Origin of the sequence: Streptomyces sp. NPDC057424 (assembly GCF_042803315.1) — a bacterium.
Classification (GTDB): Bacteria; Actinomycetota; Actinomycetes; order Streptomycetales; family Streptomycetaceae; genus Streptomyces.
Window position 1 is genome coordinate 56,841 of record NZ_JBHVCP010000038.1, and the last position, 24,292, is coordinate 81,132.

General features: G+C 72.4%; 22 protein-coding genes and 1 pseudogene. 8 read left to right on the top strand and 15 right to left on the bottom strand.

Annotated features, from left to right (window positions below):
• Positions 1-102 precede the first annotated feature (102 nt).
• Positions 103-1,524, top strand: coding sequence for a lipase maturation factor family protein (locus ACFU3E_RS26395; protein ID WP_384163055.1), 1,422 nt, complete (start codon positions 103-105; stop codon positions 1,522-1,524).
• On the opposite strand, the gene ACFU3E_RS26400 is transcribed toward ACFU3E_RS26395, so the two are convergent.
• From ACFU3E_RS26400 to ACFU3E_RS26420, 5 genes are all read right to left on the bottom strand, one after another.
• Positions 1,512-2,345 carry an amidohydrolase family protein gene (locus tag ACFU3E_RS26400; protein WP_384163058.1) on the bottom strand — a complete coding sequence of 278 codons (834 nt, stop codon included), beginning with the start codon at positions 2,343-2,345 and terminating at the stop codon, positions 1,512-1,514. The genes ACFU3E_RS26395 and ACFU3E_RS26400 overlap by 13 nt on opposite strands.
• Complete coding sequence (locus ACFU3E_RS26405) at positions 2,342-3,337, bottom strand: aldo/keto reductase (RefSeq protein WP_384163061.1); 996 nt, start codon at positions 3,335-3,337, stop codon at positions 2,342-2,344. The genes ACFU3E_RS26400 and ACFU3E_RS26405 overlap by 4 nt, the downstream gene beginning before the upstream one ends.
• Entirely contained in the window at positions 3,334-4,089 is a 756-nt protein-coding gene (locus ACFU3E_RS26410) for an SDR family NAD(P)-dependent oxidoreductase (RefSeq protein ID WP_384163064.1), read from the bottom strand. Before ACFU3E_RS26410 ends, ACFU3E_RS26405 begins: the two co-directional genes overlap by 4 nt.
• On the bottom strand, positions 4,086-5,429 hold the full coding sequence (locus tag ACFU3E_RS26415) for an L-fuconate dehydratase (RefSeq protein WP_384163067.1): 1,344 nt from the start codon (positions 5,427-5,429) through the stop codon (positions 4,086-4,088). The genes ACFU3E_RS26410 and ACFU3E_RS26415 overlap by 4 nt, the downstream gene beginning before the upstream one ends.
• A 71-nt stretch (positions 5,430-5,500) precedes the next feature.
• Positions 5,501-5,629, bottom strand: coding sequence for a hypothetical protein (locus ACFU3E_RS26420; protein ID WP_384163070.1), 129 nt, complete (start codon positions 5,627-5,629; stop codon positions 5,501-5,503).
• Between the two features lie 168 nt (positions 5,630-5,797).
• Between ACFU3E_RS26420 and ACFU3E_RS26425 the strand changes: the two genes are divergently transcribed.
• Positions 5,798-6,502, top strand: a complete 705-nt coding sequence (locus tag ACFU3E_RS26425) for a FadR/GntR family transcriptional regulator (protein WP_384163073.1) — start codon at positions 5,798-5,800, stop codon at positions 6,500-6,502.
• Positions 6,503-6,601: 99 nt separating this feature from the next.
• Here the strand turns inward: ACFU3E_RS26425 and ACFU3E_RS26430 are convergent, their stop codons facing one another.
• A complete protein-coding gene (locus ACFU3E_RS26430; protein ID WP_384163076.1) occupies positions 6,602-7,075 on the bottom strand; it encodes a carboxymuconolactone decarboxylase family protein in 474 nt (157 codons plus the stop codon).
• A 299-nt stretch (positions 7,076-7,374) separates the two neighbouring features.
• On the opposite strand from ACFU3E_RS26430, the gene ACFU3E_RS26435 reads away from it, so the two are divergent.
• The 3 genes from ACFU3E_RS26435 to ACFU3E_RS26445 all read left to right on the top strand — a co-directional run bounded on the left by ACFU3E_RS26435 (position 7,375) and on the right by ACFU3E_RS26445 (position 10,517).
• Positions 7,375-8,400 carry an alpha/beta hydrolase family protein gene (locus ACFU3E_RS26435; protein ID WP_384163079.1) on the top strand — a complete coding sequence of 342 codons (1,026 nt, stop codon included), beginning with the start codon at positions 7,375-7,377 and terminating at the stop codon, positions 8,398-8,400.
• Between the two features lie 146 nt (positions 8,401-8,546).
• Positions 8,547-9,890: an amidase gene (locus tag ACFU3E_RS26440; protein ID WP_384163082.1), complete on the top strand. Its 1,344-nt coding sequence runs from the start codon at positions 8,547-8,549 to the stop codon at positions 9,888-9,890.
• A 207-nt stretch (positions 9,891-10,097) separates the two neighbouring features.
• On the top strand, positions 10,098-10,517 hold the full coding sequence (locus tag ACFU3E_RS26445; protein ID WP_384163085.1) for a VOC family protein: 420 nt from the start codon (positions 10,098-10,100) through the stop codon (positions 10,515-10,517).
• Here ACFU3E_RS26445 and ACFU3E_RS26450 read toward each other — a convergent pair.
• Together ACFU3E_RS26450 and ACFU3E_RS26455 are read right to left on the bottom strand one after the other, a co-directional pair.
• Entirely contained in the window at positions 10,489-11,019 is a 531-nt protein-coding gene (locus ACFU3E_RS26450; RefSeq protein WP_384163089.1) for a GNAT family N-acetyltransferase, read from the bottom strand. The genes ACFU3E_RS26445 and ACFU3E_RS26450 overlap by 29 nt on opposite strands.
• A gap of 57 nt (positions 11,020-11,076) precedes the next feature.
• On the bottom strand, positions 11,077-11,250 hold the full coding sequence (locus tag ACFU3E_RS26455; protein WP_190050609.1) for a hypothetical protein: 174 nt from the start codon (positions 11,248-11,250) through the stop codon (positions 11,077-11,079).
• A gap of 458 nt (positions 11,251-11,708) precedes the next feature.
• Here ACFU3E_RS26455 and ACFU3E_RS26460 point away from each other — a divergent pair, with 458 nt between their 5' ends.
• Positions 11,709-12,158, top strand: coding sequence for a hypothetical protein (locus ACFU3E_RS26460; RefSeq protein ID WP_384163092.1), 450 nt, complete (start codon positions 11,709-11,711; stop codon positions 12,156-12,158).
• Between the two features lie 24 nt (positions 12,159-12,182).
• Here the strand turns inward: ACFU3E_RS26460 and ACFU3E_RS26465 are convergent, their stop codons facing one another.
• The 6 genes and pseudogenes from ACFU3E_RS26465 to ACFU3E_RS26490 all read right to left on the bottom strand — a co-directional run bounded on the left by ACFU3E_RS26465 (position 12,183) and on the right by ACFU3E_RS26490 (position 19,648).
• Positions 12,183-13,685: an SDR family NAD(P)-dependent oxidoreductase gene (locus ACFU3E_RS26465; protein WP_384163095.1), complete on the bottom strand. Its 1,503-nt coding sequence runs from the start codon at positions 13,683-13,685 to the stop codon at positions 12,183-12,185.
• A gap of 104 nt (positions 13,686-13,789) precedes the next feature.
• The gene (locus ACFU3E_RS26470) at positions 13,790-15,133 is read right to left on the bottom strand and encodes a wax ester/triacylglycerol synthase family O-acyltransferase (protein ID WP_384163098.1); all 1,344 of its coding nucleotides are present in this window, start codon (positions 15,131-15,133) and stop codon (positions 13,790-13,792) included.
• A gap of 144 nt (positions 15,134-15,277) precedes the next feature.
• Positions 15,278-16,359 (bottom strand): annotated as a pseudogene (locus ACFU3E_RS26475) (glycoside hydrolase family 2 TIM barrel-domain containing protein); the annotation flags it as partial.
• 70 nt (positions 16,360-16,429) lie between these two features.
• The gene (glgC, locus tag ACFU3E_RS26480) at positions 16,430-17,650 is read right to left on the bottom strand and encodes a glucose-1-phosphate adenylyltransferase (RefSeq protein ID WP_384163101.1); all 1,221 of its coding nucleotides are present in this window, start codon (positions 17,648-17,650) and stop codon (positions 16,430-16,432) included.
• A gap of 51 nt (positions 17,651-17,701) precedes the next feature.
• Positions 17,702-18,853: a glycogen synthase gene (gene glgA, locus ACFU3E_RS26485; protein WP_384163104.1), complete on the bottom strand. Its 1,152-nt coding sequence runs from the start codon at positions 18,851-18,853 to the stop codon at positions 17,702-17,704.
• A gap of 39 nt (positions 18,854-18,892) precedes the next feature.
• Entirely contained in the window at positions 18,893-19,648 is a 756-nt protein-coding gene (locus tag ACFU3E_RS26490) for a (2Fe-2S)-binding protein (RefSeq protein WP_384163108.1), read from the bottom strand.
• A 210-nt stretch (positions 19,649-19,858) separates the two neighbouring features.
• Here ACFU3E_RS26490 and ACFU3E_RS26495 point away from each other — a divergent pair, with 210 nt between their 5' ends.
• Positions 19,859-21,199, top strand: coding sequence for a DMT family transporter (locus ACFU3E_RS26495; protein ID WP_384163111.1), 1,341 nt, complete (start codon positions 19,859-19,861; stop codon positions 21,197-21,199).
• Here ACFU3E_RS26495 and ACFU3E_RS26500 read toward each other — a convergent pair.
• Positions 21,189-22,415: a transglycosylase family protein gene (locus ACFU3E_RS26500; RefSeq protein ID WP_384163114.1), complete on the bottom strand. Its 1,227-nt coding sequence runs from the start codon at positions 22,413-22,415 to the stop codon at positions 21,189-21,191. The two genes, ACFU3E_RS26495 and ACFU3E_RS26500, sit on opposite strands and share 11 nt — an antisense overlap.
• Before the next feature lie 352 nt (positions 22,416-22,767).
• Between ACFU3E_RS26500 and gndA the strand changes: the two genes are divergently transcribed.
• Complete coding sequence (gene gndA, locus ACFU3E_RS26505; RefSeq protein ID WP_384163117.1) at positions 22,768-24,207, top strand: NADP-dependent phosphogluconate dehydrogenase; 1,440 nt, start codon at positions 22,768-22,770, stop codon at positions 24,205-24,207.
• The last annotated feature ends 85 nt before the right edge of the window (positions 24,208-24,292 follow it).

Here is a 24,292-nt window from a genome sequence, read left to right on the forward strand (position 1 = left end):
ACTATTGTTTGCTTCGCTCACTTGGGTCACGCAACCGGAGCGGCGCTGCACGGAGCGTGACACCCGGATCGGGCGCCCGCACCGGAAGGAGGCCCCGCGGCCGTGGAGTGGTTCACCGCATCCGACTACTGGCTGACCCGGCTGGTCTTCCAGCGGGCGCTGGCCGCCGTGTACCTGGTGGCGTTCCTGACGGCGGCGCTCCAGTTCCGCGCGCTGATCGGGCGGCGCGGCATGCTGCCGGTCCCGCGGTTCGTCGAGCGCGTGCCGTTCGGGCGGGCGCCGAGCCTGTTCCAGTGGCACTACTCGGACCGCTTCTTCGCGCTGTGCGCCTGGGTGGGCTGCGCGGTGGCGGCGGCGCTGCTGGCCGGGCTGGACTCGCTGCTGCCGCTGTGGGGCGCCATGCTGATGTGGCTGGTGCCGTGGGTGCTGTACCTGTCGATCGTCAACGTCGGGCAGACCTGGTACTCGTTCGGCTGGGAGTCGCTGCTGCTGGAGGTCGGTTTCCTCGCCGTGTTCCTCGGCAACGACGAGGTGGCGCCGCCGGTCGTCGTGCTGTTCCTGCTGCGGTGGATCCTGTTCCGGGTCGAGTTCGGCGCGGGGCTGATCAAGATGCGCGGCGACGCGTGCTGGCGCAAGCTCACCTGCCTGGACCACCATCACGAGACCCAGCCGATGCCGGGCCCGCTGAGCTGGTTCTTCCACCATCTGCCCCGGCCCGCGCACCGCGCGGAGGTGGCCGCGAACCACCTCACCCAGCTCGTGGTGCCGTTCCTGCTGTTCACCCCTCAGCCCGTGGCGACGGCCGCCGCGTCCCTGATGATCGTCACCCAGCTGTGGCTGGTGCTGTCGGGCAACTTCTCCTGGCTGAACTGGATCACGATCGTGCTGGCGCTGTCGGCGGTGCGGTTCCCGGCCGATCCGCCGGACGTGCCCGGCGCCCCGCTCTGGTACGCCGTGGTGGTGCTCGCGGTGTCCGCGCTGCTGGTGGGCCTCAGCTACCAGCCGGTCCGCAACATGCTCTCGCGCCGCCAGGTCATGAACCGTTCCTTCGACCCGCTCCATCTGGTCAACACCTACGGGGCCTTCGGCAGCGTGAGCCGGGTGCGGTACGAGGTGGTGGTGGAGGGCACCGCGGACGACGTGCCGCGTGCGGACTCGGGCTGGCTGGAGTACGAGTTCAAGGGCAAGCCCGGCGATCCCCGGCGCTGGCCACGCCAGTTCGCGCCCTACCATCTGCGGCTCGACTGGCTGATGTGGTTCGCGGCCCTCTCCCCCGCCTACGCCGACCCCTGGTTCGGGACGCTGGTGGAGCGGCTGCTGGAGAACGACCGGGACACCCTGAGGCTGCTGCGCCGCTCGCCGTTCCCGCCGGACCGGCCCCCTCGGTACCTGCGCGCCCGCCTGTTCCGGTACCGCTACACGACGTGGCGCGAGCTGCGGGAGACGGGCGCGTGCTGGGAGCGGACGTTCGTACGGGAGTTCCTGCCGCCGACGCGGCTGGCGGAGCCGCTTCAGAGGCCGTAGACGCGAGTGGCGGTGGCATCGAGGATCTGCGTGTGGTCGTGCGGATCGGTCAGCCGGCGGGTGAGGTCCAGGGTGGCGCCGTACGTCACCGCCAGGGTGGACACCGGCCAGTCCGAGCCGTACATCAGCCGCCCGGGCCCGAAGGCCTCCAGGGCCACGTCGGCGTACGGGCGCAGGTCCTCGGCCGTCCAGGAAGTGAGGTCGGCCTCGGTGACCAGGCCGGACAGTTTGGCGACCGTGTTGGGCAGGGCGGCGAGGGCACGCAGGCCGGTCGCCCAGGGTTCGAGGGCGCCGGAGGCGACGGGTGGTTTGCCCAGGTGGTCGAGGACGAAGGTGAGGCCGGGCAAGGAGGCGGCGGCCCGGACGCAGGCGGGCAGCTGGTGCGGGAGCACCACCAGGTCGTACACCAGCCCGGCGTCGGCGACGGCGGCCAGCCCGCGGCGTACGTCCGGGCTCAGCAGCCACTCGGGGTCGGGTTCGCCCTGGACCTGGTGGCGGATGCCCTTGAGGTACCGGCCGCCGGGGAGGGCGCGGAGCCGGGCGAGTTCGTCGGTGATGCCGGGGTGGGTGAGGTCGGTCCAGCCGACGACGCCCGCGATCAGGTCGTGTTCGGCGGCAAGGGCCAGCAACTCCGGGGTCTCCTCGGGCACGGTGATCGTCTGGACGAGGACCGTACGGGCCACTCCGGCCGCTCTCGCCTCGGGTTCGAGGTGGTTCATCGCGAAGTCGCGGCGCAGCGGGAGGAGTTCGGGTCCGGTGATCCAGTCCTGGTCCCGCACGGACAGGTCCCACACGTGGTGGTGGGCGTCGACGACGGTCATGACGGCTCCTCCGGCGCCCCGCCGGGGACCGGTGCGTCGGCGGGCAGCAGGCCCTCGGCGCGCAGGTCCTGCCAGAACCCGGCGGGTACCCGGGCGTCGAACTGGTCGGCGCAGTCGCGCACTTCGCGTGCCGAGCGGGCGCCGACGAGGACGCTGGCGACGGCCGGGTGGGCGGCGCAGAAGGCCAGGGCGGCGGCGCGCAGCGTGGTGCCGTGGCGGCCGGCGACGGATTTCAGACGCAGGGCGCGGTCGACCAGTTCGGAGGGTGCGACGGTGTAGTCGTACCTCGCGCCGGGTTCGGGGTTGGCCAGCAGGCCGGAGTTGAAGGCGCCGCCGATGACGACGGACGTGCCGCGTCGACGGGCCGCGGGCAGCAGGCCGGTGAGGGCGCTCTGGTCGAGCAGCGTGTAGCGGCCGGCGCACAGGACCACGTCGACGTCGGTGTCGCGGACGAAACGGGTGAGCATATCGGCCTGGTTCATTCCGGCGCCGATCGCGCCGACCACGCCCTCGGAGCGGAGCCTCTCCAGCGCCGGGTAGCCCTCGCGGAAGGCCCACTCGGCGTGCTCGTCCGGGTCGTGCAGGTAGACGACGTCGACCCGGTCGAGGCCGAGGCGTTCCAGACTGGACTCCAGTGTGCGGCGGATGCCGTCGGCGCTGAAGTCCCACGCCCGGCGGTGGGTCGCTGGCACGGCGAAGCCACCCGCCAGATCGTCGCCGCCGCCGTCCGAGGGTTCCAGGCGGCGGCCCACCTTGGTGGAGACGGCGTACCGGTCGCGGGGCCGGTCGCGCAGGGCGGCGCCGAGGCGGCGTTCGGACAGGCCGAGGCCGTAGTGCGGGGCGGTGTCGAAGTAGCGGATGCCCCGCTGCCAGGCGGCGTCCACGGCCTCGTGCGCCTGCTCCTCGCCGACCTCGGTGTACAGGTTGCCGAGGGCGGCGGCGCCGAAGGACAGGGCGCTCACCTCGACGCCGCTGTCGCCGAGCCGGTTCACCGGGCCACCGGGCGCAGTCGCAGACCCTGCATGCCACCGTCGACGGCGAGTGCGGTGCCGGTGGTGGCGCCGGACAGAGGGCCGGCCAGGTAGGCGACGGCGCCCGCGACCTCGGCCGGGGAGACCAGTCGGCCGGTGGGCTGGCGGGCCTGCAGGGCGGCGCGTTCGGCGGCCGGGTCCGGTGCCGCGTCGAGGAGGCGGCCGACCCAAGGGGTGTCGACGGTTCCCGGGTTGACGCAGTTGACGCGGATGCCCTCCCGGACGTGGTCGGCGGCCATGGCGAGGGTGAGGGAGTACACGGCGCCCTTGGTGGCGCTGTACAGGGCGCGCTGCGGCAGGCCCGCGGTGGCGGCGACGGAGCAGGTGTTGACGATCGCGGCGTGCGCGGAGGAGCGCAGGTGGGGCAGGCAGGCGCGAGTGGTGCGGACCATGCCGAGCACGTTGACGTCGTAGACGCGGTGCCACTCGTCGTCGGGGTTGTCCTCGACGGTGCCCTGGGCGCCGATGCCGGCGTTGTTGACCAGGATGTCGAGGCCGTCGAGGGTGGCGACCGCGGTGGCGACGGCCGCGCGTACGGACGTGTCGTCGGTGACGTCCGCGCGGTAGCCGAGCAGGGGCCTGTCGAGCGGCGACGGGTCCAGGTCGAGGACGGCGACGCGGGCGCCGCGCGCGGAGAGGAGCTCTGCGGTGGCTCGGCCGATGCCGGAGGCGCCGCCCGTCACCAGGGCCTTCAGACCTTCGAAGTCGCTCATTCGGGCTGCTCCTTCTTCGTCGCGTCGAGGTCGGCGGCCCAGAACTCGCCGCCCGGGTAGGTGTACCGTGCCAGCGACTCGGGCCGCATGGCCGCCGAGAACCCCGGCGCGGTGGGTGCCGTGTACCGGCCTTCGCGGATCACCACCGGGTCGAGGAAATGGTCGTGCAGATGGTCGACGTACTCGATGACGCGGTCCTCGGTGGTACCGGTGAGGGCCACGTAGTCGAACATCGACAGGTGCTGGACGAGTTCGCACAGGCCGACACCGCCCGCGTGCGGGCAGACCGGCACGCCGAACTTGGCGGCGAGCAGCAGGATCGCGAGGTTCTCGGGGACGCCGCCGACGCGGGCCGCGTCGATCTGGACGACGTCCAGCGCGCCGGCCTGGAGGAGCTGCTTGAAGACGATCCGGTTCTGCACGTGTTCGCCGGTGGCGACCTTCACGGGGGCGACGGCCCGGCGGATCGCCGCGTGGCCGAGGATGTCGTCGGGGCTGGTGGGCTCTTCGACCCAGTACGGGTCGAACTCGGCTAGGGCCTTCGTCCAGCGGATCGCCTCCTCGACGTCCCAGCGCTGGTTGGCGTCGACGGCCAGGCGGAGGTCCGGGCCGATGGCGGAACGCGCCACGCGGCAGCGGCGGATGTCGTCGTCGAGGTCGGCGCCGACCTTGAGCTTGATCTGCCGGAAGCCGTCGGCGACGGCCTCGGCCGCGAGCCGGGTGAGCTTGTCGTCGTCGTACCCGAGCCAGCCCGGCGAGGTGGTGTAGGCGGGGTAGCCGCGCTCCAGCAGGCGGGCCGTGCGTTCCGCGGCGCCCTGCCGGCCCCGGCGCAGGAGGGTCAGGGCCTCCTCAGGGGTGAGGGCGTCGGTGAGGTACCGGAAATCGACCTGGCGGACGATCCATTCGGGGTCGGCCTCGGCGAGCAACCGCCACAGCGGCAGTCCGGCGCGCTTGGCTGCCAGATCCCACACGGCGTTGACGACGGCGCCGATCGCCATGTGCATCACACCCTTCTCGGGGCCGAGCCAGCGCAGCTGGCTGTCCCCGATCAGGTCGCGGTCGAGGGTGGAGGGGTCCGCGCACAGCTCGTCCAGGTCGCGGCCGACCAGGTGTCCGCGCAGCGCCTCGATCGCGGCGACCTGCACCTCGTTGCCCCGCCCGATGGTGAAGGCGAATCCGTGCCCCTCGTGCCCGTCGGACGCGTCCGTGCGCAGCACGACGTAGGCCGCCGAGTAATCGGGGTCCGGGTTCATCGCGTCGGAACCGTCGAGCTCGCGCGAGGTGGGGAAGCGGATGTCGTGGGTGTCGACCGCGGTGATGCGGGCGGGCGTCGGGGACACGGAGGTCCTTTCGGGTCGGGTGCGGTCGGGGTGCGGTCAGGCCTGGGCGTGGCCGGTGGCGCCCCGGGCGATCAGCAGGGCGAAGGCAGCAGGGGCAGCACCCTCCCGACCTCGCCGGTGCCGTCGCCGACTCCGGCGGCCAGGGCCGGGACGCCGAGGCTCCGGGACGTGCTCCGCTTCCGCACTGTGCTGCCGGGCATCTCAGGGCGCTCCCATCCGACCGGTGTTCCAGCAGATCCCGCATATTTATCAGACCACTTGCCAGGTGCGGAACACCTCAGCGGGCAGTTTTTCCCACTTCTGGCTCATAGTGGTCCGACCACTCTGCTGGCTAGACTGCGCCGGAGCGCTGTGATCGGAGGAGTGGCATGGGCGACGAGACAGCCCCGCAGAAGGGCACCGTGACGCAGCGCGCCATCGAGCGGATCAAGGCGATGATCGGCGAGGGCCGCCTGGAGCCGGGCCAGCGGTTGCCGACCGAGCGCGATCTGGCCGCCCAGCTCGGCATCTCCCGCAGTTCGATGCGGGAGGCGATCCGCGCGCTCACGGTGCTGGGCGTGCTGGAGGCCCGGCACGGCTCGGGCATCTACGTCACCCGGCTGGAGGCCGGCGACCTGCTGGAGACCTTCGGTGTCGTGGCGGATCTGTCGCGTGGCCCGCAACTGGTGGAGCTGCTGGAGATCCGGCGGGTCCTGGAGTCGACTGCGACGGCGCTGGCGGCCGCGCGGATCACCGCGGATCAGCTGGCCGAGGTGGAGAAGCACCTGGCGGCGATGAACGCCACGGACGATCCGGAGGAGATCCTCGCCCACGACCTGGCCTTCCACCGGGAGATCGCGGCGGCCGCGGGCAACGAGACCATGGCCGCGATCCTGGAGGGCCTGTCGTCGCGGACGTTCCGCGCCCGCGTCTGGCGCGGCTACCAGGAGGAGGGCGCCTTCGCCCGCACCCGTCGCGAACACGCCGCCATCCACCGCGCCCTGGCGGCCCACGACCCGGAGGCGGCCCGCACGGCGGCTGCCGCGCACGTCGGCGAGGTGGAGGAGTGGCTGCGAGCGCAGCTCGGCCCCTAGTGCCGCGGCAGGCACCGTTCGCCCCCGTCGCGGCTCCTTGACGGGCAAACGGTGCCTGCCGCGGCACCAGGTGTTGTCCCAGGTCCCGGTGCTTCGCGGTTACTGGAACTGACCGGGCTGGTAGTCGCCCGCCGGCTGCTCGAGCATGACGTTCAGCCGGTTCGCGGTGTTCATGAAGGCGATCAGAGTCACCAGCGCCATGAGCTGTTCCTCGTCGTAGTGCTTGGCGGCCCGCTCCCAGACCTCGTCCGGGACCCCGCCGGAACCGTCGGCGATCCGGGTCCCCTGCTCGGCCAGTTCCAGCGCGGCGCGCTCGGCCTCGGTGAAGACCGTGGCCTCCCGCCAGGCCGCGACCAGATGGAGACGTACGGCGCTCTCACCCGCGGCGGTGGCCTCCTTGGTGTGCATGTCGATGCAGACCGCGCATCCGTTGATCTGGCTCGTGCGGAGCGAGACGAGTTCCCGGGTGGCGGCCGGCAGCGGTGACTCCACGACCAGCCGCCCCAGGGAGGAGAACTGCTTGACGACCTTGCTCGCGCTCGGGATGGCGAAGACGTCCAGTCGTGCGCTCATGGTGAGCTCCTCTGCCGTTGTCGGTGCGTACACCCCTATGAGGCAGCGGCTCATCACGATGTGACACGGACGAACGTGACCTGCGTCTCCAGCTGCCCGCCAGGCGCTCCGCGGCCGGAGCGTCACCGGCTCGAACGGCTTCGCTCCAGATCGGCGGCCCCCGTGCCGAGGACGGTGGTGGGGCGGGCCTCGTCGACCACCAGCCGGAGGAAGGCGCCGAAGACGGGGCCGCCCGGGGCGCAGAGGGAGCGGACGGGCCGGGCCTACCGTCACGTGCGCGGCGGGGTCACACTGACCGTATGCGGCTTCGGGGCACCGCCTGCGCGGCCGCCGGACTGCTGCTGGCCGTCGCGACGGGCTGCACCGGCGGTACGGAGGGCGGCGCGCCCGATGCCACCGCGTCGCCGGCCCGGGCCACCTCGGAGAGCCCCCGCGGCACGCCCACCCCCACCCCGGCCGACCCCGTCTCCCTCCAGGCCCTGATGGGGCGCGAGCACACCGGCTCCTCCTTGCGCCTCGGCGCGGTGCTCGACCGCACCTCCGCCTACACCCGCTACGCCGTCACCTACGAGGCGAACGGCCTGACGATCTCGGGGATCATGAACATCCCGGAGGGCAAGGGGCCCTTCCCGGCGCTCGTCCTGGCGCACGGCTACATCGACCCGGACGTCTACTTCAGCGGCCAGGGCATGCCCCGCGAGCAGGACCGCCTGGCCCGCAGCGGCTATGTCGTCCTGCACACCGACTACCGCAACCACGCCCGCTCCGACAAGGACCCGGACAACAACGTGAACCTGCGCCTCGGCTACACCGAGGACGTCATCGGCGCCGCCCTGGCCCTGCGCGACTCCGGGCGCCCCGAGATCGACGGCGACCGCATCGGGCTGTTCGGCCGGTCCATGGGCGGCGGGGTCGTCTACAACACGCTGGTCGTGGCGCCCGGTCTGTTCGACGCGGCGGTCGCGTACGCCCCCGTCAGCGCACGGCCCGAGGAGAACATCGACCACTTCCAGCGGCCCGACGGCGACCCCGTGGTGACCGAGATCGAGGAGAAGCACGGCACGCCGGAGGAGAATCCGGCCTTCTGGCGCGGGGTGACGCCCCTCACCCACGCCGACCGCATGACCGAACCGCTGCTGATCCAGCACGGCACCGCGGACGGCACCTGCCCCCTCCGGTGGTCACGCGAGGCCGCCACCGTGTTCGAGAAGGCGGGCAAGGACGTAGAGCTCCGTACGGTCACCGGCGAGGGGCATACGTTCGGGCCCGGGTGGGCGCCCTCGATGAACGTCACGGAGGCCTTCTTCGAGCGCCGTCTGCGCTGAACCGGTCGCACCGGATTCCCCGCCCCCCTCCGGTGCCGGCCCGGCACCGGCATGGTCGGCGACCTCGACGCACGGTCCTCCACGGGTGCACAGTTCTCCCTACGTACTCGTCAGTAAGTCCGCCCTCTCCCCTCCGAGGAGCCGCTGTGACCACCTGGGCCGGCCGTACCGCCGCCGAGATATCCGCCGCCGTACGCGAGAAGCGGGTGACGCCCCGCGAGGTGGTCGCCGAGCACCTGGACCGGATCGAGCGGCTCGACGCCCGGGTCGGGGCCTTCCGCGCGGTGCGCGCCGAGGCGGCCCTGGCCGAAGCCGACGAGGTGGCGGCGCGCGGCGACTTCGCCGAACTGCCGCTGGCCGGGGTGCCCGTGGCCGTCAAGGACAACCTCGCCGTGCGCGGCGAGGCCCGGCGGATCGGCTCGGCCGCGACACCGCGGACGCCGGCCGCGCAGGACCATGTGACGGTGGCCCGGCTGCGGGCGGCGGGCGCGGTGGTCGTGGGGCTGACGAACGTCCCCGAACTGTGCGTCTTCGGCACGACGGACGGCGTGCTGGGCATCACCCGCAACCCCTGGGACCCCACGCGTTCGGCGGGCGGCTCGTCGGGCGGCAGCGCGGCCGCCGTCGCCGCCGGGATGGTGCCGATCGCCCTCGGCAACGACGGCATGGGGTCCTTGCGCATACCGGCTGCCAACTGCGGCCTCGTCACGATCAAGCCGGGACAGGGGGTGGTCCCGACCGGTGACGGGGACGGCACCTGGTTCGGCCTGTCGGAGAACGGGCCGCTCGCCACGACCGTCGAGGACGCCCGCCTGATGCTCTCGGTCCTGGCGGGCACCGAACCCGGCCCCGTGGCCGCGCCCGGCGTCCTCAGGATCGCCGTGTCTCTGCGCAGTCCGCTGGCCGGCGTCACCATCAGCCGTCCGTACGCGGCGGCCGCCCGGGACGCGGCCGGGCTGCTGATGCGTGCGGGCCATCAGGTCCGGCGCGCCGACCCGCCCTACCCGATGTCACTCGCCACGACGTCCCTGGCCCACTGGACGGCGGGCACCGCCGCGGAGGCCCGGCCCCTCGACCCCCGGCTGCTGACGCGACGGACCCGCGTCCACGCCCGGCTCGGGCGGCCGTTCCTGCGCAGCGTGAGTTCCGGGGCGGGCCGGGAACAGCTGCGCCGGCGACTGGAGCCGTTCTTCACCGAGCACGACGTGCTGCTCACGCCCGCGCTCGCCCGCCGCTCCCCGAAGGCCGGCCCCTGGCACGAGCGGGGCTGGCTGAGCAACGTGCTGGCGAACACGAACTACTCGCCCCTGACGCCCGCATGGAACCTGACGGGCTGGCCCGCCATGTCCGTCCCGTACGGAACTCTCCCCTCCGGCACCCCGTGCGCCGTGCAGCTGGTGGGCCGCCCCGGAGCGGAGTCCCAACTCCTGGATCTGGCGCGGCAGCTGGAGGAGCGAAACCCGTGGCAGCGGACGGCTCCGATGGACTAGGGTCGGCCGGGTGACTGCCGGGTCGGCCGTAGGCCATGCACGAGTGAGGCGCCCGGCCTCGGCGTGAGCGCGGCGGGGGTGACCCCGCCCGGGCCCGTCCGGGAGCCGGAGAGGGCACGCGCCCCGCCTCTCGTTCTTCGTGTCTTCATTCCCGCGCCCTCAGCGGCGCTTCCTCACGGACCCCGAGACCCGGAGACGAACCCACGCATGTCCCACACCCAGCACACCACCGAACTCCCGACCACTCTCGCCCACTTGAACCACACCGCCGTCTACGCCTCGGACCGCCTGCTGTCGGCGGAGTTCCTGGCTGCCGTCCTGGGACTGGAGGTCGGCGCCCCCTTCGGCCCGTTCCTGCCCGTCGACCTGGGCAACGGCGTGACCCTCGACTACTACGAGAAGACCGACGAGCCGATCCAGTCGCAGCACTACGCGTTCCTCGTGCCCGAGGAGCGGTTCGACGGCATGATCGACCGCCTGGAGGCACTCGGCGTCACCTACTACGCCGACCCGAGCCACACCCGGCCCGGCCGGGTCAACGACCTCTTCGGCGGTCGCGGCGCCTACTTCGACGACCCGGACGGCCACAACATGGAGATCATGACCCGGCCGTACGCCCGGCCCTGACCGTCGTGGGCCCGTTGCCCTGCAGCGCCCGGTACATGATGTGCAGACCCACCCGGCCGTGCCGGGGGTGGTCGAACGCGTCGGGCACGGTACCGAGGATCGTGAAGCCGAGGGAGGTCCACAGTGTCACGGCCGGGTTGGTCTCGACGACGGCGTTGAACACCATGCCCCGGTATCCGGCGTCCCGGGCCTCGGACAGGAGATGCTCGGCGAGGGCACGGCCGTAGCCCCGGCCGCCCTGGGCGGGGTCGACCATGAATCCGGCGTTGGCGATACGGGCGGCGGGGCCACCGTAGTTGGGGGTGAGGAAGGCGGAGGCGACGACATCGCCGCTGTCGTTCTCGACGACCCAGACGCGCTTCGCCGGGTTCATCCACAGGACCCGGGCCTCCTCCGCGGAGGTGCCCGGGTCCCAGGTGTAGGTCTCGCCCGCGGCGACGATGCGGTGCCAGAACGGCCAGATGCGAGGCCAGTCGTCAGCCGTTGCTTGCCTGATCAGCATGGTCGTGAGTCTGACACGCCCATGTGCTGCGATCGCGGTGGGGGCTGCCGCCCGCCGTCAGTCGACGCTGGGCAGGATGTGGGGCTCTGCGAGGTCCTCCTCATAGCCCGCGAGGCGGATGGGGGCCGAACGGGCCCACACGTCGAGACTGCCGAGCTCGTCGGCCCGTCGGCCGGCGCGCTCGCCGCGTTCCTTGGGGCGTTGATCGCGCTTCGTCTTCTCCGGTGTCACCGCGCACTCCTTATGTGTCGGTCACCCTCGGGACGTACGCGCCGGTCCTGCTGCGCCTGACGCCCGCTCGGGCCTCTATGTCAAATGCAGTTCGGACGCGGTGGCGCCGGTCGACTCACGGGAGAGCAGGCCGTGGTGAACCGGCTGGTCCCATGACGGACCGTGGGTGTGGGTAGGACCCCGTGCTGCTGTCCGTCCGCATCAGAGTAACCAAATGAGCGGGGCCCCGCTCGATGGGGCTGAAAACAACCGGTAACGATCGCGCGTCATCCCGCGTTCAACTCCGGTTTACGTGCCGATTCATAACCTCTCGGGCATTTTGGGAATCACTCGAACGGCGTACGTCGACGCGGGCGCTTTCCAGACGTTACGCAGTTCAAGTGCCGTTGGCCGACTCGCAAGCTCGCCATGCTCTGCTGCCGTACGGCAACGGCTGTCTCGCTGGAGGACTGACGGGCATGGAGCTGCGCAGCGTCGAAGAGCTGATGGATCTGCTGTACGCCTGCCGGGGCACCTGGGACATGCCGGACCGCGCCCGCCCGCCGGTCGACCTGCACGACCACGCGCTGCGGACCGCGGCGCTGCTGCGCCGCGGCCGCCCGGCCGACAAGGAGCTGCACGTCGCGGGCCTGGTGCAGCCCGTCGGCGGGCTGCTGTGGCCGGGCGACCCCGCCGGGCGGGCGGACCACACGGCCGACGCGGTGCGCGCCCTGCTCGGTGGCCGGGTCTCGCGCCTCGTACGCTGCTGCCCCCGGCGGGACGCCCCGGCCGACGACGACCTCCTCACCCTGCGCCAGGCTTCGGAGGAGGGCCGTACGGCCGGCTTCGACGCCGGGGTCCTGGAGGACTGGCGCACGGTCCTGGAACTGCTCGCGGCACGCAATGCGCGCCTCGGGGCCGTCGACTGACGACCCGTCACGGGAAACGCGCGACTACCACTTGCCGGGGGCGTAGTCCTTCATGAAGACCCCGTACAGGTCCTCCCCCGCCTCGCCCCGCACGATCGGGTCGTAGACCCGGGCCGCACCGTCGACCAGGTCGAGCGGCGCGTGGAACCCGGCCTCGGCGAGCCGCAGCTTGTCGTAGTGCGGCCGCTCGTCCGTGATCCAGCCCGTGTCGACCGAGGTCATCAGGATTCCGTCGGTCTGGAACATCTCCTGCGCGCTGGTCCGCGTCACCATGTTCATCGCGGCCTTCGCGGCGTTGGTGTTGGGATGTCCCGCGCCCTTGTATCCGCGCCCGAACACCCCCTCCATCGCGGACACGTTCACCACGTAGGCGCGTCCGCTCTCCGCCTTCTTCGCGGCCTCGGCCATGGCCGGCCGCAGCTTGCTGATCAGGATGAACGGCGCCGTGTAGTTGCACAGCTGCGTCTCCAGCAGCTCCACGGGCGAGATCTGCTCGATCGTCTGCACCCAGGTGTTGGAGTCGACCACGTCGGGCACGAGCCCGCCCGCGTCGATCGCCGTCCCGTCCAGGTGCCGTTCGACGCTGGCGTTGCCCGCGACCAGGGCGAGGTCGGCGACCTGCTGGGCGTCGAGGCCACTGGTACCGAGGGGCAGTGCGGCGATGCCGTCGACCGCGCCGGAGTTGAAGGCGCCGATGACGTGGTGGGCCGGCAGCTCACCGGCGGGCAGCGGGGCGCTCTCGCCCTCGACCAGCGCGGCATAGGCGGAGGGCTGCCGGCGCACCGTCTGCGTCGCGTTGTTGACGAGGATGTCGAGCGGGCCCGCCTCGGCGACCTGGTCGGCGAGGGCCACGGCCTGGGCCGGGTCGCGCAGGTCGATGCCGACGACCTCCAGGCGGTGCATCCAGTCCGCGGAGTCGTCCATCGCCTTGAAGCGGCGGATGGCGTCCTTCGGGAAGCGCGTGGTGATCGTGGTGTGCGCGCCGTCGCGCAGCAGCCTCAGCGCGATGTACATGCCGATCTTGGCCCGGCCGCCGGTGAGCAGGGCGCGCTTGCCGGTGAGGTCGGCGCGGACGTCGCGCTTCTCGCGGTTCACACGGGCGCAGTCCGGACAGAGCTGGTGGTAGAAGTAGTCGACTTCCACGTACCGGGACTTGCAGGTGTAGCAGGAGCGCGGGCGCTGGAGTATCCCCGCGATCCTGCCCTCCTCGGTGTTCGACGACGGCAGCAGGCCCTCGGTCTCGTCGTCGATGCGCTGGGCGGAGCCGGTCGCCGTGGCCTCGGTGACCGCCTTGTCGTGGGCGGTCTTGGCGGCCCGGCGCTCCTGGCGGCGGCGCTGCTTGACCGTGCGGTAGACGCCCGCCGTGGCCCGGCGCACCGCGATGGCGTCCGGGTGGTCGACCTCCAGCTTGTCGAGTTCCTCGAGCACGCTGAGGCAGACGGCCAGGCGCTCCGGGTCGATGCCGGGTCCGTACGAGAGCCCGCTCGCCTCGTCCATGGCCTGCGGGCCGTCCTCTGTCACCGTCATCGCCGCTGTCGTTCCCTGCTCTGCCGTCGCGGCACGCCGGTCGCGCCCGCTTTCGAAGGGCGAATTTTACGGAGCGCGGGGCCGCACCGCCAAACTCGCCTTGATCACGGCCGGCAGGCCTTGATCAGCGTCGCCACCTCTTTCGAGACCGCCGAGGCGAACAGGTCGAGGTCGGGGGCCGCCTCCCCGTCGGCGACGAGGCCGTAGTGCACGCTCCCCCGGTACGTCGAGACCGCGACCGCCAGGGAGTGGCCGGGGGCCAGCGGGGCGAGGGGGAAGACAGCGGTGAGGGGGTGGCCGCCGAGCTTCAGGCCCAGGCTGGGCAGGGGCACGCTGGTGACCAGGAGGTCGAACCAGAGCCGGGCCGCCTGGCCGACCAGGGGGCCGCCGAGCCGGTGGGCGAGGGCGGGGACGTGGTCGGCGAGCAGGGCGACGGCGCCCGCGCCCCGGTTGGGGCCGGCGTCCTTGTTGCGGTCCATGGCGTCCCGGACCGACGCGAGGCGGGCCAGCGGGTCCGGGTCGTCCACCGGAAGCCGTATCAGGTACCCGGAAAGCCGGTTGCCCTGCGGGTACGCGGTGCGCGGGCGTCGGTTGGAGACGGGGATCAGGGCGCGGGGCGCGACACCCTCACTGCCGTCGCCGCGCTCGTCGAGCCAGCGGCGCAGCGCGCCCGCGACGACGGCGATGAGGACGTCGTTGACGGTGCCGCCGACGGTCTTGCGGATCCGGTGCACGTCGTCGAGGTCGAGCACGACTCCGGCGGTGCGGCGGGTGCCGCTCGGCTCGCAGGTGAGCGCGGGGGTGGAGCGCACATCCAGGGAGGAGAGGGCGACGGAGGCGCCGATGTCCAGGGCGCGGCCGATGTCGGACAGGGCGCCGCGCATCATGCCGGGCAGGTCGCGCACGTCCGGCAGCAGGCCGCGCGGAGGCTGCGCGGGGCGGGGCCGGGGTGCGGGCAGGTCCATCGGGTCCATGACGCCCGCGGCGAGGGTCAACGCCCGCAGCCCGTCGGCCAGGGCGTGGTGGAACTTGAACAGCACCGCGAAACAGACCCCGTCCTCGCCCGGCAGCACGTGGGCCTCCCAGGGCGGCCGGGCGCGCTCCAGCGGACGCCCCATGAGCCGGCCGGCCTCCGCGTGGAAGTCGGCGGTCGGGGCGTGCAGCCGCACATGGTGCAGGGGGTCGAAGTCCGGGTCCGCCTCGCGGGCCGCGCCGCCGAAGGCGTGCGGGCGGCGCAGGGCGGAGGGCAGCGGCTGCCACACGTCGCGGATCCGCATCCGCAGTCCGGGGACACCGGCGGCCCGGGCGGCGAGCAGGTCCGCCGCGTGGGCTCCCGCGGTGGGTGAGTGTGCCGAGAAGATCCCGAGCGCGCCGAGGTGCATCGGATGGTCGGCGGACTCGAGGTTCCAGAACGCCAGGTCGAGAGGAGCGAGCAGATCAGCAGTCAAGGGCTTGCCTCGCGTCGACGACGGGTGGGTGAGCAGTCAATCGCCCCCAGCCGATTACGGTCAAGTACGATCAGGCTACGTACAGTTAACAGCGGATTAAGTCCCGCCCCGGTGAGAGGGACGGGACTTATGGTGCATGTGCGGTCAGTCCAGCACAGGTTGCGCCGCCGGGCACCCCGTGGGAGTCACCCGGGAGGCGTCACGGATCAACGCCTCGTGCGCGGCCTTCAGCTCGTCCGCGTCGGGTTTCAGCACCGCGCGGTCGTAGGCGAGGAAGCCGTTCAGCTCACCCTCGACGTCCGCGACCTGGGTGCACAGGGCACCGTTGCCGCCCTCGCAGACCAGCGCCCGGACCTCGTCCAGCTTCGCCAGGCAGCCCCTCGGTGCAGGTCGCCGGGCCGACGTCGACGTAGGACTGCTGCACCGGCCAGGCGTGGCCGGGCACCGCGAGGCCCAGACCGCCGTACTCACCGCCCACCAGGGCACGCTCCCCGTCGGGGCAGGGGCAGGGCCGGGCTGGGGTAGCCGTGCTCGTCCATGAGGTCGCCGGTGCCGCCGTCGGCCCCGAGGTTCGGTCCGGACTGGCCGTTGACGCGGCGGGTCGGGTCCCAGGCCTTGGCCTGCTCGGCGACCCGGCCCACGTCGTACTGGCCCCAGCCCTCGTTGAAGGTCACCCACATGACGACCGACGGGCTGCTGACGCGCTCGTCGATCATCTCCTTCATCTCGCGCTCGGAGCGGGCGCGGGACGTGGCACCCGGGTTCACCCCGGCCGTCATCGCGGGCATGTCCTGCCACACCAGCAGCCCGAGCCTGCCGGCCCAGAAGAACCAGCGGTCCGGCTCGACCTTGATGTGTTTGCGGACCGAGTTGAAGCCGAGCCGCTTGTGCGCCCTCAGGTCATGGGCCAGGGCCTCGTCCGTGGGCGCGGTGTGCAGGCCGTCGGGCCAGAAGCCCTGGTCGAGGGTGGCCGTCATGAAGACGGGCTCGCCGTCGAGGGCCGTGCGCGGCACGCCGTCGGTCTTCTTCACGGCGATGGAGCGCTTCCCGAAGCAGCTGCCCACCCGGTCTGCGCCCACCTGCACCTTGAGTGGGTAGAGGAAAGGGTCGTCGGGCGACCAGAGGCGGGGGGGGCCGTGGATGGTCAGGGTCAGTGGCCGGCCGGTGCGCCCGCTCGCCGTGGCCACCTTGCGCCGGTCGTCGTACGCCGTCGCGGTGATCGGTACGGGGGTCGCATGGCAACACGCATTCCGCTCTTCGTCCAGAGGCAGGACAAAGTCCCCGTGCATGGTCGCCTCAGGTGACCAACTGCCCCTTCCCCAGGGCGATGACGCCGCCCTTGGACACCGTGTACAGCTCCGCGTCCCGCTCCGGGTTGACGCCGATGGTCGCTCCGGGAGGCACCTCGACGTTCTTGTCGAGGACGGCGCCGCGCACCACCGCGCCCCGGCCGATGTGCACGTTGTCGTGCAGCACCGAACCCTGCACCACGGCCCCCGGATCGACCACCACACCCGGCGACAGCACCGACCGCGTGACCTGCCCGCGCACCAGACAGCCGGCGCTGATGATGGACTCGCTGGCGATGCCGCCCGCGTTGAAGCGAGCCGGCGAGAGCTGGTACGAGTGCGTGTAGATCGGCCAACTGCGGTTGTACAGGTTGAAGGCCGGGCGCTCGGCGATCAGGTCCATATGCGCTTCGTAGTAGGCGTCCATCGTCCCGACGTCCCGCCAGTAGCCCTGGTCGCGGGTGGTCTCGCCGGGTACGTGGTTGGCGCTGAAGTCGTACAGCGCGGCCTCGCCCCGGTCGGTGAGCTGAGGCAGGATCGAGCCGCCCATGTCGTGGACGGAGGACTCGTCCTCCGCGTCCCGCCTGAGCGCCTCGATGAGGGCCTTGGTGGTGAAGATGTAGTTGCCCATCGAGGCGAAGACGCACGCCGGGTCGTCCGCCAGCCCCGGCGGGTCGGCCGGCTTCTCCAGGAAGCGCTCCACCGTCTGCCCGTCCGAGCCCGGTGTGATCACCCCGAAGGACGAGGACTCGGTGCGCGGCACCCGGATCCCGGCGACCGTCACCCCCGCACCGCTCTCGATGTGCTGGGCGAGCATCTGGCGGGGGTCCATGCGGTAGACGTGGTCGGCACCGAAGACGGCCACGTACTCGGGGCGCTCGTCGTAGATCAGGTTCAGCGACTGCAGGATCGCGTCGGCGCTGCCCAGGTACCAGCGGGGCCCGAGGCGCTGCTGGGCGGGGACGGGGGTGACGTAGTTCCCGAGCAGGTTGGACATCCGCCAGGTCGTGGTGATGTGCCGGTCCAGCGAGTGCGACTTGTACTGCGTCAGGACGCAGATGCGCAGGACGTCGGCGTTGACGAGGTTGGACAGGACGAAGTCGACCAGGCGGTACGTGCCGCCGAAGGTCACCGCAGGTTTGGCACGGTCCGCGGTCAGGGGCATCAACCGCTTGCCCTCGCCGCCCGCCAGCACGATCCCCAGGACCGAAGGACCACCACCACGCATGGCCGCTCCCCTCACGCCGATTTCCCGATGCCTGCCCCCGACCAGCACGCACTAAGCCTGTTTGACGATCTCCTCGTAGAGCCGGACCGTGCGGCGGGCCACCGCGTCCCAGCCGAACTCGCCGACCGCGCGCTCCCGCCCGGCCTCACCCATCCGCCGGGCGGCCTCCGGATCGCCCAGGACGGTGTCCATGGCCCGGGCCAGACCCGCCTCGAAATCGTCGCCGGGCGGGACGAGCAGGCCCGTCCCGCCGTCCTCCACGACCTCGGGGATGCCGCCGACCGCCGAGGCCACCACCGGCGTGCCGCAGGCCATCGCCTCCAGGTTCACGATGCCGAGCGGTTCGTAGACCGACGGGCAGACGAACAGCGCGGCGTGCGTGAGGAGCTGGATCACCTCCGGACGCGGCAGCATCTTCGGAATCAAGAACACGCCGTCGCGGACCGCGCTCAGCTCCCCGAACAGCTCGCGGAACTCCTGGTCGATCTCCGGCGTGTCCGGTGCCCCCGCGCACAGCACGACCTGTGCGGCCGGGTCGATGTCCCGCACCGCGCGCAGCAGGTGGGGCACGCCCTTCTGCCGGGTGATCCGGCCGACGAACAGCACATAGGGGCGGGAGCGGTCGAGTCCGACACGGTCCAGGGCGTCCGTGCCCTGGTCGGGCCGGTACAGGCTCGTGTCGATGCCGTTGTGCACGACGTGGACGTTCTCCGGGTCCAGCGCCGGGTAGCAGCCGAGGATGTCCTCGCGCATGGCTCCGGAGACGGCGATCACCGCGTCGGCGGCCTCGATCGCGGTGCGCTCGGCCCAGCTCGACAGCTCGTAGCCGCCGCCGAGCTGCTCGGCCTTCCAGGGGCGCAGCGGCTCCAGGGAGTGCGCGGTCATCACGTGCGGGATGCCGTACAGCAGCTTGGCGAGGTGGCCGCCGAGGTTGGCGTACCAGGTGTGGGAGTGGACCAGCTCGCGGCCTTCGAGGGCGGCGGTCATGGCGAGGTCGACGGAGAAGGTGCGCAGCGCGTCGTTGGCGCCGTCGAGCGCGGACCAGGGCCGGTGGCGCAGCACGCCGTCGGCGCGGCCCTCGCCCCAGCAGTGCACGTCCAGGTCGGCGAGCGATCTGAGCTCGCGGGCCAGGAACTCCACGTGGACGCCTGCACCGCCGTACACATCCGGCGGGTACTCCCGGGTCAGCAGTCCCACTCGCACCCGCAACTCCCTGCTCTCAGCGGCCGTTCCCTTTCATGGTCACCCAGATGGGGCGTGTGGGGAAGAGCGGGGAGGCCGTGGGAAGCAACAGTCGCCGCAGACGCCCCCGCCGGGCACCCGGTAGTACAGGCAGCAGCTGCGGCGCCGGAAGGCGGTGCCGGCGAGGGTTCCGGCGCCGGTGAGCAGGGGGTGGGTGAGGAGTTCCACGGTCAGGAAGTGGGCCCGGGCGGCGACGTCCGTACGGCCCTGCCGCCGGGCCCAGCGGTCCAGTTCCCGGGCGGCACCGGCCAGCGCGGAGGCGGCGTTGCCGCGCAGCAGGCCCGGGGCGATGTGGTGGTGGGTGCGCAGGGCCGCAGCCAGCGGGACGAGGTGGCCGTGCAGGACGACATCCGCGAGGGTCGGCGCGTCCCCGGGGAGCGGCGTCACGTCCGGGAGCCACAGGTCGTCGGGGGCGCTGCCGTCGGCGTCCCAGTGCAGCAGCCGGGCGTCGAGGTCGGGGACGCGGCCGTACAACGCGGCGCAGCCGAGGGCGACCGACCAGAGCCGGGCCGCGAGCCCCTGGTGGGTCACGGACGCGGCGACGCGCAACTCCGGAGCGCGCAGGGCGGTCGCGACCTTGTGCACACGAAACATCAGCGGATTTACCGATACATCCGGTGACGTGTCGGCGTAGGCCTGTGCGAGAGTGGGAAGAGACCCGGCCGATGCTCCTTCCGTGCGCAGCACGAAGAAACCGGCGAGCGGGCGAAGCGCGGCAAGGTCGGGGTCGAGGTCCACGAAGAGCAGTAGTACCAAGCCCCCTAAGGGATGCGACCCGGTGGCCCCCGACCGGACTCGCCCACCCTGGGGATGACGGGGCTCCCCTCGTACTCCATCGGCAGTAGGACCCAATGAGTGCTCAGGGACGACGACGGGAAGACCTGGACACGGCAGGGTGTTGGTCATGAAAGCCCACCTTTCGCCGCGCCGGGCCGAGCGCCCCCGCCTGACGCAGAGGAGCAGCCGATGAGCGCCCTCGCGTTGTCCGTCCTCCTGTCCCTCGTCTCCGCGTTCGCCTACGCGGGCGGGGCGATCGTGCAGGAGCGGGTGGCGGAGTCCTCGCCGGGCGAGCAGTACGCGCCGCTGCGGCGGCCGGGCTGGTGGGCGGCGGTCGCGCTGAACGGCCTCGGTGGGCTGCTGCACGTGGTGGCGCTGGCCTACGGGCCGCTGAGCCTGGTGCAGCCGCTCGGCGCGCTGACCATCGTGGTGGCCCTGCCCATGGCGGCGCTGTTCGTCGGCCGCAAGGCCGGTGCCACGGCCTGGCGGGGCGCGATCATGGCGACGGTGGGACTCGCCGGTCTGCTGTCCCTGGTCGCCGCGGCCGACGCGCGGTCGCTGGACACGGCTCAGCGGGTGGCCGTCGCCGTCGTCACGGCCGGTGCGCTCGTGGCGCTGATGATCGCCGCCCGCGCGGCACACCGGCACCCTGCGGTCCGCAGCATGCTGCTGGCGACCGGTTCCGGCATCGCCTTCGGCATGTCCTCGGTGTTCACCAAGACCGTCGCGGTCGACTGGACCGGCGGCGTGTCGGCGGCGGACGTGCCGTCCCTCGCCGTGATCGGTGTCCTGGCCACAGCCGGCATGCTGCTGTCGCAGGCCGCCTACCGGGGCGCCGGCCTCGCGGCCCCGCTGGCCACACTGACGGTCGTGAACCCGGTGGTGGCGGCCGCGGTCGGCATCACGATGTTCGGAGAAACCTTCCGCTATGGCACGACGGGCACGGCGCTCGCGCTGAGCTGTGGTGTGGTGGCGGCGGGCGGCCTGATCCTGCTGACGACGGAGCGCCTGGCGCACGGGCAGCCGGCCGCCGTCCCCGGGCCTGCGAAGGAGCCGCTCGGGGCGGGTGTGCGGGACCTGCAGGCCGAGGGCCGGAGCCGAGTGCCGGGGACTACGGGCGTTGGCCGCCTGCCCGGGCCGGTGGGCGGACCGGAGATCCTGAGCACCGTGCCCGAGCCGGTCCCTGCCGGTGCGCAGCCCCGTCCCGCCGGTGCGCGGCTGCTGGTGCAGGGTGTGCTCGTACCGGGGCCGGGGCCGGGGCCGGGGGCAGCGGCCGCGGTGCTCATGCCGAGGCCGGAGGAAGCGGCAGCGGTACGTGCGCCGGAGCCCGTCGCGGCCGCGGTGCCCCTGCCGGGGTCGGGGGCGGCTGCGGTGCCTGCCGGGCAGGATGCCCCGTACGAGAGCGGGGAGCCGTCGGTGGCGGCCAGGGCCTCCGAGGACGAACGCCCGCTCTCCTACGTGCCCTTCTACGGCATCCCGTACGTCCCGCTGCCCACGGTCGACCGGCGCCGCATGCGCATCAGATCCTGACGCCGCCGGCCCGGAGGTACGCCACCGGGTCGACGTCCGAGCCGAAACCGGGCCCCGTCCGCACCTCGAAGTGCAGATGCGGGCCCGAGCTGTTGCCCGTGGAGCCGGAGCGGCCGATGCGCTGGCCGGCGCTCACCGACTGCCCGTCCCGGACGGAGATCGCGGACAGGTGGGCGTACTGGCTGTAGCGGCCGTCGGCGTGCCGGACCACGACCTGGTAGCCGAACGAGCCGGCCCACCCCGCGCTGACGACACTGCCCGCCGCGACCGACTTGACCGACGTTCCCGTGGGCACGGGGAAGTCGATGCCGGTGTGGTAGCCCTTCGACCAGGAGGAGCCCGCCTTGCGGTAGGGCGTCCCGAGGGAGGCGCCGACGGGGGCGACGAGACCCTGCCGGGTGGCCGTGGACCGGCCCGCGCGCTCCTTGCTCTCGTCCTTGGACCGCTCTTCGGGCCGCTCCTTCGACCGCTGCTTGGCGTGGTCCTGGGCCGGCTTCTTCGGCGACGGCTCGGCCGACGGCGTCGGCCTGGGCACCGGTCGCGTCTTCGTGGCGCCCTCGCCGCGCAGCGCGAGGCGCTGGCCGGGCACGATCAGATCGGGGTCGGACCCTATGGCCGAGCGATTGGCGGCGTACAGGCCCCGCCATCCGCCCCGGACGTCCTGGTCGTCCGCGATGCCGGAGAGGGTGTCGCCGCGGACCACGGTGTACATCTCGGCGTTGCCCGCCCGGGACTGCGGCGTGGACTGCGGCCGTACGTCCTCGATGGAGGTCTTGGCCCGCTTCTTGCCGTCCGTCTTCGCACTCGGGCCGGCCGGCCGGATGTCGGGCTCTCCGCCGCCCCGGGTCAGTCCGGCCCGTACGGAACAGACCGGCCAGGCGCCCGGGCCCTGTCCGTCGAGCACCTTTTCCGCGACGGCGATCTGCTGGTCCTTGCTCGCCAGGTCCGCGCGTGCCGCGTAGGCGCGGCCGCCGTAGGCCTCCCAGGTGGACTGGGTGAACTGCAGTCCGCCGTAGAAGCCGTTGCCGGTGTTGATGCTCCAGTTGCTGGTGGACTCGCAGGCGGCGACCTTGTTCCAGGTGTCCACGTCCGCAGCCTGGGCCGTGCCGGCGCCCATGAACGGCAGTGCCATACCCGCGCCGCCCGCCGTGACGGTGAGTGAGGCGCGGTTGATCCTGTTCGGCTGATACCGGCGGTGCCGACCGCGTACGGCCATCGAAAGCCCCCCCTAGACATGCGTCAGGAGGGGCAAAAGTAAGCGCTGCGAACCGGCCAGAACAAGACGGCTATCGGCCGCCCGGGAGTCCAAGTGGCCGGTATGAGGCCCCTGTTGCGCGACGTGCGCCACGGCGGTGCACCGTGTACGGCCCACCGTGCGCGGGTGCGGCGTGCGCGGGGACGCGTACGTCGGCTGAGTGCGCCGGGGCTCCCGTCCGTATCAGCCTGCGCGACGCCGTGCGACCCGCGCGTGCGGACGAAGTAGCGGCACGTCAGGATGGTCGACGGGAGATGCCGGTGGGCACCACCCACCGGCAGCACCGGTACCGAGGTCTTTAGGAGCGAACCGAATGAGCAGTACAGCGCAGATCGGCGTCACGGGTCTCGCGGTCATGGGCCGCAACCTCGCCCGCAACTTCGCCCGCAACGGCTACACGGTCGCGGTGCACAACCGGACGCCCGCGCGCATGCACGCGCTGGTGGAGGAGTTCGGCGGGGAGGGTGAGTTCGTCGCGTGCGAGAGCGCGAAGGACTTCGTGGCGGCGCTGGAGCGGCCGCGGCGGCTGGTCGTGATGGTGAAGGCCGGCGAGCCGACGGACGCGGTGATCCAGGAGTTCGCGCCGCTGCTGGAGCCCGGCGACATGATCATCGACGGGGGCAACGCGCACTTCGCGGACACCCGGCGCCGGGAGCGCGACCTGCGCGAGCAGGGCATCCACTTCGTCGGCATGGGCGTCTCCGGCGGTGAGGAGGGCGCGCTGAACGGCCCGAGCATCATGCCGGGCGGCCCGAAGGAGTCCTACGACTCGCTGGGCCCGATGCTGGAGAAGATCTCGGCGAAGGCGGCGGACGGCTCGCCGTGCGTCTCCCATGTCGGTCCGGACGGTGCCGGGCACTTCGTGAAGATGGTGCACAACGGCATCGAGTACGCCGACATGCAGCTCATCGGCGAGGCGTACCAGCTGCTGCGCGACGTCGCCGGGTACTCCCCCGCCGAGATCGCGGAGATCTTCCGGACCTGGAACCAGGGCCGTCTCGACTCCTACCTGATCGAGATCACGGCCGAGGTGCTGTCGCACGTGGACGCGGAGACGGGCAAGCCGTTCGTGGACGTCGTGGTCGACCAGGCCGAGCAGAAGGGCACCGGCCGCTGGACCGTGCAGATCGCGCTGGACCTGGGTGTGCCGGTGTCCGGTATCGCCGAGGCGGTCTTCGCACGCTCCCTGTCGGGCCACGCCGGGCTGCGGGAGGCTTCGCGCGGGCTGGCCGGCCCGAAGGCGCAGCCGATGGGCGAGGCGGAGGCCCGGGCGTTCGCGGACCGGGTGGAGCAGGCGCTGTACGCGTCGAAGATCGTGTCGTACACACAGGGCTTCCACGAGATCGACGCGGCCCGTGGCGAGTACGGCTGGGACATCGACCTCGGTGCGGTGTCCGCTCTGTGGCGGGGCGGCTGCATCATCCGCGCGGCGTTCCTCGACCGGATCCGCTCGGCGTACGACGCCCGGCCGGACCTGCCGAGCCTGCTCTCGGACGCGACGTTCGCGCGGGAGATCGCGGACGCCCAGGACGACTGGCGCGAGGTGCTGGTCGCCGCGACCCGCCAGGGTGTCCCGACGCCCGGTTTCGCCGCGGCCCTCGCGTACTACGACGCCCTGCGAGCGGAGCGGCTGCCGGCGGCGCTGACGCAGGGGCAGCGGGACTACTTCGGTGCGCACACGTACCGCAGGGTGGACCGTGCCGGGTCGTTCCACACGCTGTGGGGCGGGGACCGGTCGGAGACCTCCGCGTAGGCGCTGCCGCTGAGGGAAACGCGTGGGGCGGTGGACGGCGGTATGCGCCGGCCACCGCCCCGCTCGCGGACCCGGGTCAGGACAG